Raw genomic sequence first — 14,153 nt, 5'->3', positions numbered from 1 at the left:
TGCTAACGGGCCGCGACGGTGTCTCATTCCACGACCAAGATCACCGGGAAGCTTTGGACGTTCGTACGTGTACGTGAGGGACAGTCGCCCCGCACAACCCTTACTACTCGGCAGCGTCTCCCGGCCGACGCCCACTCCTCGGCCTGCGCCTCCCGGGTCGACGCCTACTGCTCGGCCAGTGCCCGCAGCCGGCTCAGCGCGCGGTGCTGTGCCACCCGCACCGCTCCCGGGGACATGCCGAGCATCTGGCCGGTCTCCTCGGCGGTCAGTCCGACGGCCACCCGCAGCACGAGCAGCTCCCGCTGGTTCTCCGGGAGGTTGGCGAGCAGCTTCTTGGCCCATTCGGCGTCGTCGCTGAGCAGCGCGCGCTCCTCGGGGCCGAGCGAGTCGTCGGGACGCTCGGGCATCTCGTCGGAGGGCACGGCCGTCGATCCCGGGTGCCGCATGGCGGCCCGCTGGAGGTCGGCGACCTTGTGGCCGGCGATGGCGAAGACGAAGGCCTCGAAGGGCCTGCCGGTGTCCCGGTAGCGCGGCAGCGCCATGAGGACGGCGACGCAGACCTCCTGGGCGAGGTCCTCCACGAAGTGGCGGGCGTCACCGGGCAGCCGGTTCAGTCGCGTACGGCAATAGCGCAGGGCGAGCGGGTGCACGCGCGCGAGGAGGTCGTGCGTGGCCTGCGCGTCCCCCTCGACGGCACGGTGAACGAGTGCACCGATCTCCCCCGGCCCGGCGGGCACGGGTGACCCCACGGTCTCGTCGTCGCGCATCGCTCCATGGTGCCTCGACGCCCGCTCGTCCGCGGCACCGCGTCCGTAGTTGTGCACCGAAGCGTTATGAGCAGGTGCGCCGGGACTCATCTCCTGCGCCCTCCCCTTCCGCTCGATTCCGGCTCGCTCGTTCGTCTCGTCCCCGAGGAACTCCACGCCTTCAAGGATGCGGCATTCCGCGGGGAAGTGACACAAGCCCACCCCGTCCGCCCCGTGGCGGACGGGGATGCGGCCGAAGGCCGCAGGTCAGCGGACCAGGCCCCAGCGGAATCCGAGGGCGACGGCGTGCGCCCGATCGGAGGCACCCAGCTTCTTGAAGAGACGGCGTGCGTGGGTCTTGACCGTGTCCTCGGAGAGGAAGAGCTCGCGCCCGATCTCCGCGTTGGACCGGCCGTGGCTCATGCCCTCGAGGACCTGGATCTCACGGGCGGTGAGGGTGGGGGCGGCGCCCATCTCGGCCGAGCGCAGCCGGCGCGGGGCGAGCCTCCAGGTCGGGTCGGCGAGCGCCTGGGTGACGGTGGCCCGCAGCTCGGCGCGCGAGGCGTCCTTGTGCAGATAGCCACGGGCACCGGCGGCGACCGCGAGCGCGACGCCGTCCAGGTCCTCGGCGACGGTGAGCATGATGATGCGGGCGCCCGGATCCGCCGAGAGCAGTCGGCGGACGGTCTCCACGCCGCCCAGGCCGGGCATGCGCACGTCCATCAGGATCAGGTCCGAGCGGTCGGCGCCCCAGCGGCGGAGTACTTCCTCGCCGTTGGCCGCGGTGGTCACGCGCTCGACGCCGGGCACGGTCGCGACCGCGCGGCGGAGCGCCTCTCGGGCAAGCGGGGAGTCGTCGCAGACGAGCACGGATGTCATGCCTGACCTCCGCGGCCCTCGCAGCTGATGCGCGTCACCTTGAGCCTCCAGGGCTGGTACGAATCGTCACCTGTGCGGTTGACGCCCTCGGACACCTGCCCGAGCGCTTGTTCCTTCAACCGCCTCCGCACTCTCAACGATGGTCACTCGAAAGAGTTACGGGTCGGACGGCCGCCTTCGGCACTCTACGTAAGGGACCGTACGCGGAGGAGAGCGTCGCAGGTCATCCGTCCTTCGCCCCGAAGCTATGCCCCATTTAGCGGGTTTTCTTCCCTTTTCGCGGTGTCTGTGGCTAGATTCGCAATGAGTCATATTTACATCTACTCAGTCAGTAGTTGTACGGTCGGATCGAACTCGCGGGAGCGGGTACCCGAGACCCACGGAGGGGCGCATCGACCCCCTCCGCAAGCCATCAACCCGCAGCCATCCACCCGCCCACCTATCCGTTCGACACGGTTTCAAGGGGACAAGCGCAATGGCAGATTTCTCCCGCCTTCCCGGACCCAACGCCGATCTGTGGGACTGGCAGCTCCTCGCCGCCTGCCGAGGGGTCGACAGCTCCCTGTTCTTCCACCCCGAGGGAGAGCGCGGCGCGGCACGGAGTGCGCGCGAGAACTCGGCTAAAGAGGTCTGCATGCGGTGCCCGGTGCGCGCGGAGTGCGCGGCGCACGCGCTCGCCGTACGGGAGCCCTACGGCGTCTGGGGCGGCCTCACCGAGGACGAACGCGAGGAGCTCATGGGCCGGGCGCGCAACCGCCTGGTCACCACGACGGCGGCGACCGCCGCGACGGCCTCCGGGGCCGCGACACGGGCCTCGGCCGCGAGCTCGGCAGGCGTGGCCCACGCATGAAGGAACGTTTCTGCCCCTGATTCGGGGGAATACGAGCCGCTCACCCGGAACCTGACGGGACGACACACCGGACCGACCCCCACCCGGCCCGGCGGACTGACCCCGTACGCCCCTCACCCGGCCGGCGGGCCGATCCCGTACGACCGCCACCCGGACGGCCCGACCCCGGGTCACCGGTACGGGCCCGTCCGGCCGCGCACTCGTCGCCCGCACGGCGGCGGGGCCGTCACCCGGACGGACGTGGGCCGCTCACTCCGACGGCCCGCACACCCTCACGCGAACGGCCCCGCGCCGTCCACCCGTACGGCGCAGGCCACTGGGCCGTACGGGAACGGAAGTCCACCCGTACGGCCGGTGGGCGGACCACCCGCACGGCGGCGTCCCGGCGTCACCCGAACGCCGCGGGGGCGTGTCCCGCCGGTCAGGCCGGCCGCGCGGTCCGGGCGCGCCCCGCGGCGCGGACGAGCTCGTCCAGGGTGGCCGCGACGGCCGGGACCTGGGCCAGGTCCGGAAGGGTCAGCGCCACGATCTCCCGCTCCACGGCGGGTTCCACCGTCACGGTGACGGCTCCCTTCGGCCGAACGGACTCGATGGCCAGCTGCGGCAGGACGGCGACGCCCAGGCCCGCGCCCACCAGGCCCACCACGGCCGGATAGTCGTCGGTGGCGAAGTCGATCCGGGGGGTGAAGCCGGCCCGCTCGCAGACGTCCACCAGCTGGCGGCGACAGCGCGGGCAGCCCGCGATCCACGGGTCCTCGGCCAGTTCGCCGATGGTGACCGACTCGGCGCCGGCGAGCCGGTGCCCCTCCGGGACGAGCCCCACGAGCCGGTCGGCGAGCAGCGGGCGGACCACCAGGTCGTCCCAGCTGTCCGGCCCCACCCCGTAGCGGAAGGCGAGCGCCACGTCGCAGTCGCCCTCGCGGAGCATCTCCACCGAACGCGGCGGCTCGGCCTCCACCAGGGACACCCGGGTCCCGGGGTGGGCGGCGCGCAGGGCGGCCAGGGCGGTGGGGACGAGGGTGGAGCTGCCGCTGGGGAAGGACACCAGCCGGACCCGGCCGGCCCGCAGGCCCGCGATGGCGGCGACCTCCTCCTCGGCGGCCGTGAGCCCGGCGAGGATGCCGGCGGCGTGCCGGACCAGGGCCTCGCCGGCCTGGGTGAGCCGCATCTCGCGCCCGGTGCGGACGAGGAGCGGGGTGCCGGCGGAGGTTTCGAGCGCTTTCATCTGCTGGCTCACCGCGGGCTGGGTGCAGCCGAGTTCGCGCGCGGCGGCGGAGAAGGAGCCGGTGGCGGCGACGGCGCGCAGGACGCGGAGGTGGCGGGCCTCGATCATTCTTCGAGCATAAGCGCATCTTGGATGTCGGGGCGAATTCCATCGGAGAACTTTGAGGAGCTGAGGAAAAGCCCTGGTTAGGGTGCCTCCATGGAACTGCTGAGCGTGAACGTGGGCCGGGCCGAGGCCGTGGAGTACACCAACGCCCCCTCGGGCCGGACGGGCATCGACAAGCGCCCGGTCGAGGGACCGGTGCGGATCGCGGCGCCGGGCCCCGAGGGCGCGAGCGGCGTCGCCGGGGACGCCGTGTGCGACCTCCGCTTCCACGGCGGCGCCGACCGCGCCGCCTACGCCTTCGCCCGCGAGGACCTGGACCGGTGGGAGCAGGAGCTCGGCCGCGCCCTCGCCCCCGGCTCGTTCGGCGAGAACCTCACGACCCGCGGCCTCGACGTCAACGGCGCCCTGGTCGGCGAGCGCTGGCGGATCGGCGACGAGGTCGTCCTGGAGGTGACCGGCGGCCGCATCCCGTGCCGTACGTTCGCCGGCTTCGTCGAGGAGAGCGGCTGGGTCCGTCGCTTCAACGCGTCCGCGGCCGGGCCCGGCGCGATGCTCCGCGTGATCGCCCCCGGCGAGATACGGGCCGGCGACCCCATCGAGGTCGTCCACCGGCCGTCCCACGACGTCACGGTCGCCCGCCTGCACCAGGCGGCGACGACCGACCGCACGCTGCTGCCGGGGACGCTGGTGGCGGCGGAGTGGATGGAGTCCGGACTGCTCGACCTCGCGCGCGCCTACACGGAGAAGTACGGGCGGTAGCGCGCCGCGGAGGGGCGGAGCCGGCCGGGGCCGGGCCGCCGGATTTCCCACACACGGCGTTCACACACCGCGGGTTAACGTGCGCCCATGACGACTGCACTGATTACGGGCGCGACCGCGGGCATCGGCGCCGCCTTCGCACGGCGGCTCGCCGCGGACGGACACGATGTCGTGCTGGTGGCGCGCGACGTGAAGCGCCTGCGGGAGCAGGCGACCGAACTGCACGACCGGCACGGGATCGAGGCGGAGGTGCTCGCCGCCGACCTGTCGGAGGAGGCGGGGATCGCGGCCGTGGAGGCGCGGCTCTCCGACCCCAGGCGGCCGGTCGATCTCCTGGTGAACAACGCGGGGTTCGGCAACAAGGGCCGGTTCCTCGAGGTGTCCATGGCCGACGAGCTGAAGATGCTGAAGGTGCACTGCGAGGCGGTGCTGCGGCTGACCTCGGCGGCGGCGGACTCGATGCGGTCGCGGGGCCGGGGCGGGGTGGTGAACGTCGCCTCGGTGGCCGCGTTCGTGCCGCGCGGCACCTACGGGGCGTCGAAGGCGTGGGTCGTGCAGTTCACCCAGGGCGCGGCGCGGGACCTCGCGGGGAGCGGGGTGCGGCTGATGGCGCTGTGCCCCGGGTTCGTGCGGACGGAGTTCCACCAGCGGGCGGGGATGGGGACGGACAACATCCCGGGCTGGATGTGGCTGGACGCGGACAAGCTGGTGTCCGCGGCGCTCGCCGATCTGTCCCGGGGGCGGACGCTGTCCGTCCCCGATCCCCGTTACAAGGCGCTGATGGGTGTGGTGAAGCTGGCCCCGCGCGGTCTGCTGGGCGGGGTCTCCTCCCGGGCGGGCCGCAAGTACGGGCCGAAGTAGGCGCGCCGCGGCGGCCCTCGGGCCCCGGCGGCCCTTGCGTCCGGCGGCCCCTGGGCGCGGGCCTGCCGTACTCAGTCGGACATGAGTACGGACGCTCTGCCCGCCGGGCGGGCGGACCGGGACCCTCGGCTCATGGATCACAAGCCCCTGAAACTCGTTCCGCTCCTGGCGACGACTCTCGTGTCGGTCGCGGCCTGGGCCGCGTGGCTGGGCTGGGACCGGCATCGTGACGTGCATCCGGACGGCTCGGTGAGCGGCCCGTACGAGGTGTGGCAGGTCGTCGGACTGGTCCTGACCCTGCTGGCGCCGGTGTCGTGGGCGGCGTACCGGCGTCATGTCCCGGGTGCCGTGCTCGGTGCCACGGTGGGGCTGACGGCCGCCGCCTTCTACGACTGGTCGGACGACGGCAGCGGTCTCTTCGTGATCGGTGTGGGCATGGTCATGGTGGGGACGGCGGCGGCGACCTTCGCCGTCGCCGCCCTGGTCGCCGCGGTGACCCGGCGCGGCGGTCGGTTCGGCGGCCGGTCCGCGCCGGGGCCCTCGTAGAGGGCGAGGCGTGCGGTGGTGCCGTCCTGCCAGGTCACCTCCAGGGTGCGGGGACCGGTGACGTGGACCCGCGCCAGGTCGGACACGGTGGCGGGGCCGGGTTCGGCGGTGAGCGAGACGAGGGCCACGAAGAGGGCCTCGGGTCCGCTCGTGGTGCCGTGCACCGCCGGGGTACGGGTGGGGCCGGGGCCCTGGAGCGTGGCGCCGGTGGGCAGTTCGGTGGTTGCGGACTCGTAGCCGTGCACGGGGTGGAGCTGGGAGACGGGTCCGTCGGCGTGCGTGGCCCAGCCGGTCTGCCGTACGGGGGTCCCCTCCGGGGCGCCGAGGACGAGATGGGCGCGGAGCTCGGCGCGGCCGTGGACGAGGGTGGCGGACAGGACGCGGACGCCGGGCAGCGGGCGGTGGGCGGAGGCGGCCCGGCCGGGTCCGGTGCCGAGCGGGGTGGCGGGGCCCCGGGTGGTGGCGGTGCCGTCGGGCCTGAGCAGCGCGAAGTGGTTGTCGGCCGGGTCGGGGGCGGTGGTGGGTCCCGTACGGGTGGAGTAGGCCTGCCGGGCGTAGCCGGGGTCGTCCTCGCCCTGTTCGGCGCTGCCGACGTGGTTGCTGCCGTGGTTGTGGAGGCGGACGAGTCCGTCGGCGGCGGTGGTCTGGACGAGCAGTCCGGTGGGGCCGAGGGCCCTTGCGGTGTCGGCGCGTTCGGCGGGCAGGGGCTCCTCGGTGGCGGTCCACACGGAGTGGTCGGCGGGCAGCAGCAGACCGAGGAAGCCCTTGGCCGCCCAGTAGGGGGAGCCGGGACCGGAGTAGCTCTGGACGACCGGCTCGTAGGGGCCGTGCCAGCCGAGGGTGAGCAGCCCGGTCGCGTCGGTGGCGCCGCGGTCGAGGAAGTACCGCAGGGTTCCTGAGGCGAGCCGGCGGGTGGCGCCGGGGGTGAGCGGGGTGTGCCCGGTGAGGGCGCCGAGCCAGGGGGCCGCGGCGGCGGCGAAGCGGTAGGTCAGGGAGCGCCCGTACGGGACGGGGGCGCCGTTGCCGTCGAAGAGGTGGACGTGGTCGTCGAGCTGGGCGCGCAGGCGGGGGCCGTACCGGTCGAGGAGGTCACGGTCGCCGGCGAGGTGGGCGTGGAGGACCGGGTAGAAGTGCAGGGCCCAGGCGTTGTAGTGGTCGAAGGCGCGGTTGTCGCCGTCGCTGTACCAGCCGTCGCCGAGGTACCACTGCTCCACGCGGTCGAGGGAGCGTTCGACGGTGGCGGCGGCGCGGTCGGTCTCGATGCCGGCGTCCTGGAGGAAACCGGCGACGGTGAGGCCGAAGAGCCACCAGTTGTTGTCCACGGGGGACGGGGCGAGGGCGGGCAGCAGCCAGTCGACGGCCCGCTGCCGGACGCGGTCGTCGAGCCGGTCCCACAGGCGGGTGCGGGTCAGGCGCAGGGCGAGGGCGACCGAGGCGGACTCGACGACCGCCTGGCGGGTGTCGGTCGTGCGGGGCCAGTCCTCGGGGCCGGCGCCGCCGGGCCGCTCCGTGCCGGCGGCGAGCCCTTCGGCGTAGCGGTCGAGGTGGCCGTGCGGGTCGTCGCCGTGGGCGGCCCGCAGCGCGGCGAGCAGGAAGGTCCGGGCGTAGCCCTCCAGGGCGTCGGAGCGGACGCCGGACCAGCTGGGGCGCGGCCCGGGGAGGCCGATCAGTCCCTTACGGGGTGAGGCGTGGGGGCGGACGGCGAGGAGGAGCCGGTCGGCCGTGCGCTCCCAGTGGGCCCGGGTCCATCCGGTGTACGGGCTGAGCTCACGGTCCTCGGGCTCACGGCCCCGCGTCCGCTGCTCCTCGGGCTCACGGTCCTCGGGTGGCGTGGGCATGATGTCCTCCCTGGGCCCGGGTTCCCATGGCTCCGCCCGGAATCCTGAAGACGCTTCGATCGAACGTCAAGAGGAAGCGGAGCGAATGATCGAAACTTCCGCCATTCGATCATTCAGCCGCCCGGCCTGGTCTAAGGTCGGGAGACCACCGTCACCGCAAGGGGGAACCGCGCCGTGCGCGAGAGTGCTGCCGAACGACACGACCGACTGCTGGCCCTGGTGCGCGAGCGCGGCACGGCCCGCGTCTCCGACCTGGCCGGCCTGCTCGGGGTCTCCCCCGTCACCGCCCGCCGGGACGTCGAGGCGCTGGCCACCCGGGGGCTGCTCGACCGGGTGCACGGCCAGGTCTCCTGGCCCCGCGGCCAGGGCGCGCCCGCTCCCGGGGGCGGGCCGGGCGGCCTGGTGCTGGGACTGCTCGCGCCCTCCGCCACGTACTACTTCGCCGAGGTCATCCGGGGTGCGCACGAGGCCGCGGCCAAGGCCGGCGCCCGGCTGGTCCTGCGGATCTCCGACTACCGCCCCGAGGAGGACCGGGCCCGCACCGAGGGCCTGATCGCGGCGGGCGCCGAGGGCGTGCTCGTGGCGCCCGGCTGGCGGGGCCCGGAGGACCGGCTCGGGTACGGGGACTGGCTGGCCGAACTGCCGGTGCCGGCCGTGCTCCTGGAGCGCAGGGCCGACCCGGGCACCCCGCTCGACGGCCTCGACCGGGTGTCGTCGGACCACGCGCACGGGGTGCTGCTCGCGCTGCGCCACCTGATCGGGCTCGGCCACGCGACCCCGCTCCTGGTGGCGCGCGGGGACAGCCCGACGGCGCTCGCGGTGCGCGCCGGGTACGCCGAGGCACTGGCCGCGCTGGGCCTGAAGGAGCCGCGGGCGGTCATCGACTCCGTACCGGCGGAGAGCGACCCGGAGGGCTTCGAGCGGGCGGTGCGGGCGCTGCACGAGGCGGTGGTCGCGGGGCGCGCGAGCGCGGCCCTGGTCCACAACGACGTGGACGCGATCCAGATCGTGCAGCGGCTCGCCGAGCTGGGGGTGCGGGTGCCGGAGGACCTGGCCCTCATCGCGTACGACGACGAGGTCGCGGCGCTCGCCGACATCCCGCTGACGGCGGTCGCCCCGCCGAAGCGCCAGGTGGGCCGGCACGCCACGGAACTGCTGGTGGAGCGGCTGGTCGAGCAGGGCGCCGCGACGGCGGGGGCCGGTGAGGACGAGCCCGCGCGGCGCCACCTGAGCCTGCTGCCCCGGCTGCGGGTGCGGGCCTCGTGCGGGGCGCGGACCCCGTGATCCCGTTCTGATCTTTTTTCGATCAATCAATCTTTCGCTCTTGACTTCGCTCACGAAGCGGCTCAGGATCACGGCCAACCCCGTCCACGCCGCCGTACAGGAGCCGTGCCGTGAGCCGTAGTTGGAGCAGCAGGAGCAGAACCACCCGCGTCATAGCCGGCGTCGCCACCGCCCTCGCCGTCCTCACGGCCTGCGGCGGCGGTGACGACACCGCCGGAGCCACCGGCAAGGGCACCGCGGACCAGCCCGTGACCATCACCTTCTGGGGCTGGGCCAAGGGCTCGAAGGACGTGGTCGACGCCTTCAACGCCTCCCACAAGAACATCCGGGTGAAGTTCGAGGAGATCCCCTCCGGCACCGCCGGCGGCTACGCCAAGATCTCCAACGCCGTGAAGGCCGGAAACGCCCCCGACCTGGTGTCCATCGAATACGCCTCGCTGCCCGAGTTCGTCGCCTCCGGCGCCCTCCAGGACATCGGCGGCGAGTTCACCGAGCAGGACCGCGCCAAGCTGCTGCCCCAGGCGGTGGAGCTGACCACCCTCGGCGGCAAGAGCTGGGCGGTCCCCTTCGACGCCGCCCCGCAGGCCTTCTACTACCGCAAGGACCTCTTCGCGAAGTACGGGGTCACCGTCCCCAAGACCTGGGACGAGTTCCGGTCGGCGGCCGAGAAGGTGAAGAAGGCCGACGCCAGGACCCGTATCGCCACCTTCTTCCCCGACGACCCGACCACCTTCGAGGCCATGGCCTGGCAGGCCGGCGCCCAGTGGTTCAAGGCCGAGAACGACACCTGGAAGATCGACACCACCGACCCGGCCACCACCAAGGTCGCCGGCTACTGGCAGGGCCTCCTCGACGCCGACCTCGTCCACAAGAACGCCTCCTTCAGCCCCGAGTGGACCGGCTCCCTCAAGAACGGCACCACCATCGGCTACCTCGGCGCCTCCTGGGGCGCGGGCGTCCTCAAGGGCACCCTGCCCGAGCAGAGCGGCAAGTGGGCCGTCGCCCCCATGCCGAACTGGGGAAGCCCCGCCAGCGGCATGCTCGGCGGCACCTCCTTCGCCGTCACCAAGGACAGCGGCAAGAAGGCCGCCGCGGTCGAGTTCGCCGAGTGGATGTCCACCACCGAGGCCGGGGTGAAGGCCCGCATCGCCTCCGGCACCTCCAGCGCCTTCCCCGCCGCCACCGCCCTGCGCCCGGTCGCCAAGCGGGTCTTCGACGCGAGCTACTACGGCGGCCAGGACATCTACGCCCTGTTCGAGCAGGCCGGCGCCTCCATCGACGCCAACTGGGCCTGGGGGCCGACCACCGGCACCACCAACACCACCATCAAGGACCACTTCGGCAAGATCGCCAAGGGCGGCCCCGGCATCACCGACGCCATCAGGGCCGGCCACGACGCGACCGTCGCCGAGCTCACCAAGCGCGGTCTGAAGGTCGAGGGCTGACAGCGATGAAGGCCCGCACCCGCGCGGCGGCGACCCTGCTGACCCCGTTCTTCCTGCTCTTCACCGCGGTGATGGTGGTGCCGATCGGCTACGCGGTCTGGCTCAGCCTCTTCACCGAGAAGCAGTCGGGACTCGGCTTCGGCGGCGCCGAGACCGTCTTCAGCGGACTCGACAACTACACCGCGGCGCTGGGTGATCCGGCCTTCCTCGAGGGCTTCGGCGTGCTGCTCGGATACTGCCTGCTCTACATTCCGCTGCTGCTCGCCGGGGCCCTCGGCCTCGCCCTGCTGCTCGACTCGGCCCTCGCCCGCGCCCGCCGCTTCTTCCAGCTCGCGCTCTTCCTGCCGCACGCCGTACCCGGCATCATCGCCGCGCTGATCTGGGTCTACCTCTACACCCCGCAGCTCAGCCCGGTCGTCCAGGCCATGGAGGCCGGCGGAATCGGCTTCGACTTCTTCTCGCCCGAGGGCTCCCTCCCCTCCGTCGTCAACATCGCGCTGTGGGAGTGGCTCGGCTACAACATGGTGATCTTCTACGCGGCCCTCCAGGCCATCGACCGCTCCGTCCTCGAAGCCGCCACCGTCGACGGCGCCGGCTCCTGGCGGATCGCGTTCAGCATCAAGGTCCCCCTGATCAGGGCCTCGCTCGCGATGGTCGGCCTCTTCACCGTCATCGGCTCGCTCCAGCTCTTCACCGAGCCGCTCATCCTCAACAAGGGCACCGGATCCGCCGTCACCTCGACCTGGACGCCCAACATGTACGCGTACACCGCCGCGTTCGACCGCAACGACTACGGACTGGCCGCGGCCGCGTCCGTCCTGCTCGCCCTCACGGCCGCGCTGCTGTCCTTCGCCGTCACCCGTCTCACCGGCCGGAAGGGGAAGCGCGCATGAGCACCCGACGCCCCACGAACGCCTGGCTGTCGAAGACCGCCGTCAACGGCGCCCTCGTCCTCGCCGTCGTCTACATGCTCTTCCCCCTCGTGTGGCTGCTCACCGCCGCCACCAAGGACGCCGGCGGACTCCTCGCCGGAAACGCCTTCTCCTTCGAGGGCTTCGACCTCGGCGGCAACCTCCGCCGCCTCGCCGACTACAACGACGGCGTCTACTTCCACTGGTACCTCAACAGCCTGCTCTACGCGGGCCTCGGCGCCCTCGCCTGCTCGCTGATCAGCGTCGCCGCCGGATACGCCTTCGACAAGTACGACTTCCGGGGCAAGGAGAAGCTCTTCGGCGTCGTCCTGCTCGGCGTGCTCGTCCCCACCACCGCGCTCGCCCTGCCGATGTACCTCCTCGCCAGCGAGGTCGGCATCGTCAACACCTACTGGGCCGTGCTCGTCCCCGTCCTCGTCAACCCCTTCGGCGTCTACCTCGCCCGGGTCTTCAGCTCCGGCTACATCCCCGACGAGGCCCTGGAGGCCGCCCGTATCGACGGAGCCGGCGAGCTGCGCACCTTCTGGTCCATCGGCCTGCGCATGGTGATGCCCGGCTTCGTGACCGTCTTCCTCTTCCAGTTCACCGCCATCTGGAACAACTTCTTCCTCCCCCTGGTGATGCTCTCGGACCAGAAGCTCTTCCCGCTGAGCCTCGGCCTCTACGCGTGGAACAGCAACGCCCACGCCGAACCCGACTACTACCCCCTCGTCGTCACCGGTTCCCTGCTCGCGGTCGTCCCCCTCGTCGTCGCCTTCGTCTCCCTCCAGCGCCACTGGAAGGCGGGTCTGACCGCCGGCAGCGTCAAGTGAGGAACACAGATCCCACGATGCACCCGACCACTGACAACGGCCCCCTTCCCGGCCCCCGCCCGCGGCTCCTCCTCGCGATGGGCCCCGGCGTCGCCGAACGCCTGCTCACCGACGCCCACCGCGCCCGCCTCGCCACGCTCACCCGCACCGACCCGCACCTGGTCGCCCACGACCTCGCCGCTCCCGCCCCCGAGGTCGCCGCCGCGCTCGCCGAGGCCGAACTCCTCCTCACCTGCTGGGGCGCCACCCCGCTCACCGCCGAGGTGCTGAAGCGCGCCCCGCGCCTCGAGGCCGTCGTCCACGCCGCCGGTTCGGTCAAGCACCACATCACCGACGCCTGCTGGGAGCGCGGCATCACCGTCACCTCGGCCGCCGCCGCCAACGCCCTGCCCGTCGCCGAATACACCCTCGCCGCGATCCTCTTCGCCGGCAAACAGGTCCTCCGCTCCGCGCAGCGCTACGCCGAGCTCCGCACCGGCCACGACTGGCTCGGCGAGTCCGCCGGCTGGGGCAACTACCGCAGGACCGTCGGCATCGTCGGCGCCTCCCGGATCGGCCGCCGGGTGCTCGAACTGCTCCGCCCCTTCGACCTCGACGTCCTGCTCCACGACCCGTACGTGACGCGGGCCGAGGCCCGCGCGCTCGGCGCGGAGTCCGTCGGCCTGGACGAGCTGTGCGCCCGCAGCACCGTCGTCTCCGTCCACGCGCCCCAGCTCCCCGCCACGTACCGCATGATCGACGCGGCCCGGATCGCCGCGATGCCCGACGGGGCGACCCTGATCAACACCGCCCGCGGCTCCCTCGTCGACGAGGAGGCCCTCCTCCCCCACCTGGTGGCGGGCCGGCTGCACGCCGTCCTGGACGTGACGGACCCGGAGCTCCCGCCGCCCGGCTCCCCCCTCTACACCCTCCCGAACGTCCTGCTCACCCCGCACGTGGCCGGCTCGCTGGGCAACGAGCTGCACCGGATGGCCGACCGCGCCCTGGAGGAGGTGGCGCGCTACGGGCGGGGCGAGCCGTTCACGGAGGAGGTCAGGGCCGCGGACCTGGACCGGTCGGCGTGACCGCTCCCCGTGAGGGCGGCGCGCCTAGACTGGAGGGGTCCGAGCGGGTCCGGGAGACGTCTCCGGGAGGCGCCATGACCTTCGTACAAATCATCGACTGCAAGACCAGCCGGGTCGACGACCTGAACGCGCTGATGGGCCGCTGGGTCGAGCAGACCAAGGGCAAACGCACCGCCACCCACAGCATCGTCGGCAAGGACCGCTCCGACGCCTCCCATGTGGTGGAGATCGTCGAATTCCCCTCCTACGACGTGGCCATGCGCAACTCGCAGCTCCCCGAGACCGACCGGATCTTCCGTGAGATGGTCGCGCTCTGCGACGAGATGCCGACCTTCACCGACCTGGACGTCGTACGGGACGAGGCGCTGTACAAGAGCAATGCCCGGCGCCTTCTGGAGATGATCGCGGGCGAGCCGGAGCTGGCGCTGCTCGACGAGGTGATCGCCGAGGGGTACCACGACCACGATCCGACCAACGAGCAGGACGTCATCGGCATGGACGCGGTCCGGCGCGAGGTGGAGATGTGGCGGGGCGGCTTCGACTTCTCCTTCACCGTCGACGACCAGATCGCCGAGGGCGACCGGGTGTGCACCCGCTGGACCTGGCGGGGCAGCCACACCGGCGACTTCATGGGGCTGCAGCCCACCGGCATGGAGGTCGAGATGACCGGCACGGTCATCCACCGCTTCCGGGAGGACGGGAAGATCGCCGAGGGCTGGTGGCAGTACGACCTGCTCGGGCTGATGGGGCAGCTGGGGGCCGTGGAGGCCTGAACCGGTCACGGGCCCCGAAGCGGAAAAGGGCGAG

Annotated in this window: 13 protein-coding genes; 9 read left to right on the top strand and 4 right to left on the bottom strand. The window is 72.7% G+C overall.

Annotated features, from left to right (window positions below; all coding sequences use genetic code 11):
* Positions 1 to 164 precede the first annotated feature (164 nt).
* On the bottom strand, positions 165 to 767 hold the full coding sequence (locus ACFY7C_RS30540) for a sigma-70 family RNA polymerase sigma factor (protein WP_356691012.1): 603 nt from the start codon (positions 765 to 767) through the stop codon (positions 165 to 167).
* Between the two features lie 246 nt (positions 768 to 1,013).
* A complete protein-coding gene (locus tag ACFY7C_RS30535) occupies positions 1,014 to 1,625 on the bottom strand; it encodes a response regulator transcription factor (RefSeq protein WP_003948568.1) in 612 nt (203 codons plus the stop codon).
* Positions 1,626 to 2,100: 475 nt separating this feature from the next.
* Between ACFY7C_RS30535 and ACFY7C_RS30530 the strand changes: the two genes are divergently transcribed.
* A complete protein-coding gene (locus ACFY7C_RS30530) occupies positions 2,101 to 2,475 on the top strand; it encodes a WhiB family transcriptional regulator (RefSeq protein ID WP_389656532.1) in 375 nt (124 codons plus the stop codon).
* Between the two features lie 421 nt (positions 2,476 to 2,896).
* Here the strand turns inward: ACFY7C_RS30530 and ACFY7C_RS30525 are convergent, their stop codons facing one another.
* Positions 2,897 to 3,808: a LysR family transcriptional regulator gene (locus ACFY7C_RS30525; RefSeq protein ID WP_389656529.1), complete on the bottom strand. Its 912-nt coding sequence runs from the start codon at positions 3,806 to 3,808 to the stop codon at positions 2,897 to 2,899.
* 90 nt (positions 3,809 to 3,898) lie between these two features.
* Between ACFY7C_RS30525 and ACFY7C_RS30520 the strand changes: the two genes are divergently transcribed.
* Together ACFY7C_RS30520 and ACFY7C_RS30515 are read left to right on the top strand one after the other, a co-directional pair.
* Entirely contained in the window at positions 3,899 to 4,564 is a 666-nt protein-coding gene (locus ACFY7C_RS30520; protein ID WP_389656526.1) for an MOSC domain-containing protein, read from the top strand.
* Between the two features lie 87 nt (positions 4,565 to 4,651).
* Complete coding sequence (locus tag ACFY7C_RS30515; RefSeq protein WP_389656523.1) at positions 4,652 to 5,425, top strand: SDR family NAD(P)-dependent oxidoreductase; 774 nt, start codon at positions 4,652 to 4,654, stop codon at positions 5,423 to 5,425.
* A gap of 386 nt (positions 5,426 to 5,811) precedes the next feature.
* Here ACFY7C_RS30515 and ACFY7C_RS30510 read toward each other — a convergent pair whose 3' ends face one another.
* Positions 5,812 to 7,809, bottom strand: coding sequence for a DUF2264 domain-containing protein (locus ACFY7C_RS30510; RefSeq protein WP_389656520.1), 1,998 nt, complete (start codon positions 7,807 to 7,809; stop codon positions 5,812 to 5,814).
* Positions 7,810 to 7,983: 174 nt separating this feature from the next.
* Here ACFY7C_RS30510 and ACFY7C_RS30505 point away from each other — a divergent pair, with 174 nt between their 5' ends.
* From ACFY7C_RS30505 to ACFY7C_RS30480, 6 genes are all read left to right on the top strand, one after another.
* A complete protein-coding gene (locus ACFY7C_RS30505) occupies positions 7,984 to 9,093 on the top strand; it encodes a substrate-binding domain-containing protein (protein ID WP_389656517.1) in 1,110 nt (369 codons plus the stop codon).
* 110 nt (positions 9,094 to 9,203) lie between these two features.
* On the top strand, positions 9,204 to 10,538 hold the full coding sequence (locus ACFY7C_RS30500) for an ABC transporter substrate-binding protein (RefSeq protein ID WP_389656514.1): 1,335 nt from the start codon (positions 9,204 to 9,206) through the stop codon (positions 10,536 to 10,538).
* Between the two features lie 5 nt (positions 10,539 to 10,543).
* Positions 10,544 to 11,431, top strand: coding sequence for a carbohydrate ABC transporter permease (locus ACFY7C_RS30495; RefSeq protein ID WP_389656511.1), 888 nt, complete (start codon positions 10,544 to 10,546; stop codon positions 11,429 to 11,431).
* The gene (locus ACFY7C_RS30490) at positions 11,428 to 12,282 is read left to right on the top strand and encodes a carbohydrate ABC transporter permease (RefSeq protein ID WP_389656508.1); all 855 of its coding nucleotides are present in this window, start codon (positions 11,428 to 11,430) and stop codon (positions 12,280 to 12,282) included. Before ACFY7C_RS30495 ends, ACFY7C_RS30490 begins: the two co-directional genes overlap by 4 nt.
* A 17-nt stretch (positions 12,283 to 12,299) precedes the next feature.
* Positions 12,300 to 13,346 carry a hydroxyacid dehydrogenase gene (locus ACFY7C_RS30485; RefSeq protein WP_389656505.1) on the top strand — a complete coding sequence of 349 codons (1,047 nt, stop codon included), beginning with the start codon at positions 12,300 to 12,302 and terminating at the stop codon, positions 13,344 to 13,346.
* A gap of 74 nt (positions 13,347 to 13,420) precedes the next feature.
* Positions 13,421 to 14,119: an ester cyclase gene (locus ACFY7C_RS30480; RefSeq protein ID WP_389656502.1), complete on the top strand. Its 699-nt coding sequence runs from the start codon at positions 13,421 to 13,423 to the stop codon at positions 14,117 to 14,119.
* The last annotated feature ends 34 nt before the right edge of the window (positions 14,120 to 14,153 follow it).

It is taken from the genome of Streptomyces sp. NPDC012769 (assembly GCF_042901205.1).
Classification (GTDB): Bacteria; Actinomycetota; Actinomycetes; order Streptomycetales; family Streptomycetaceae; genus Streptomyces.
Note: the sequence above shows the minus strand (reverse complement) of the source record. Positions and strands in the feature narration are given on the sequence as shown.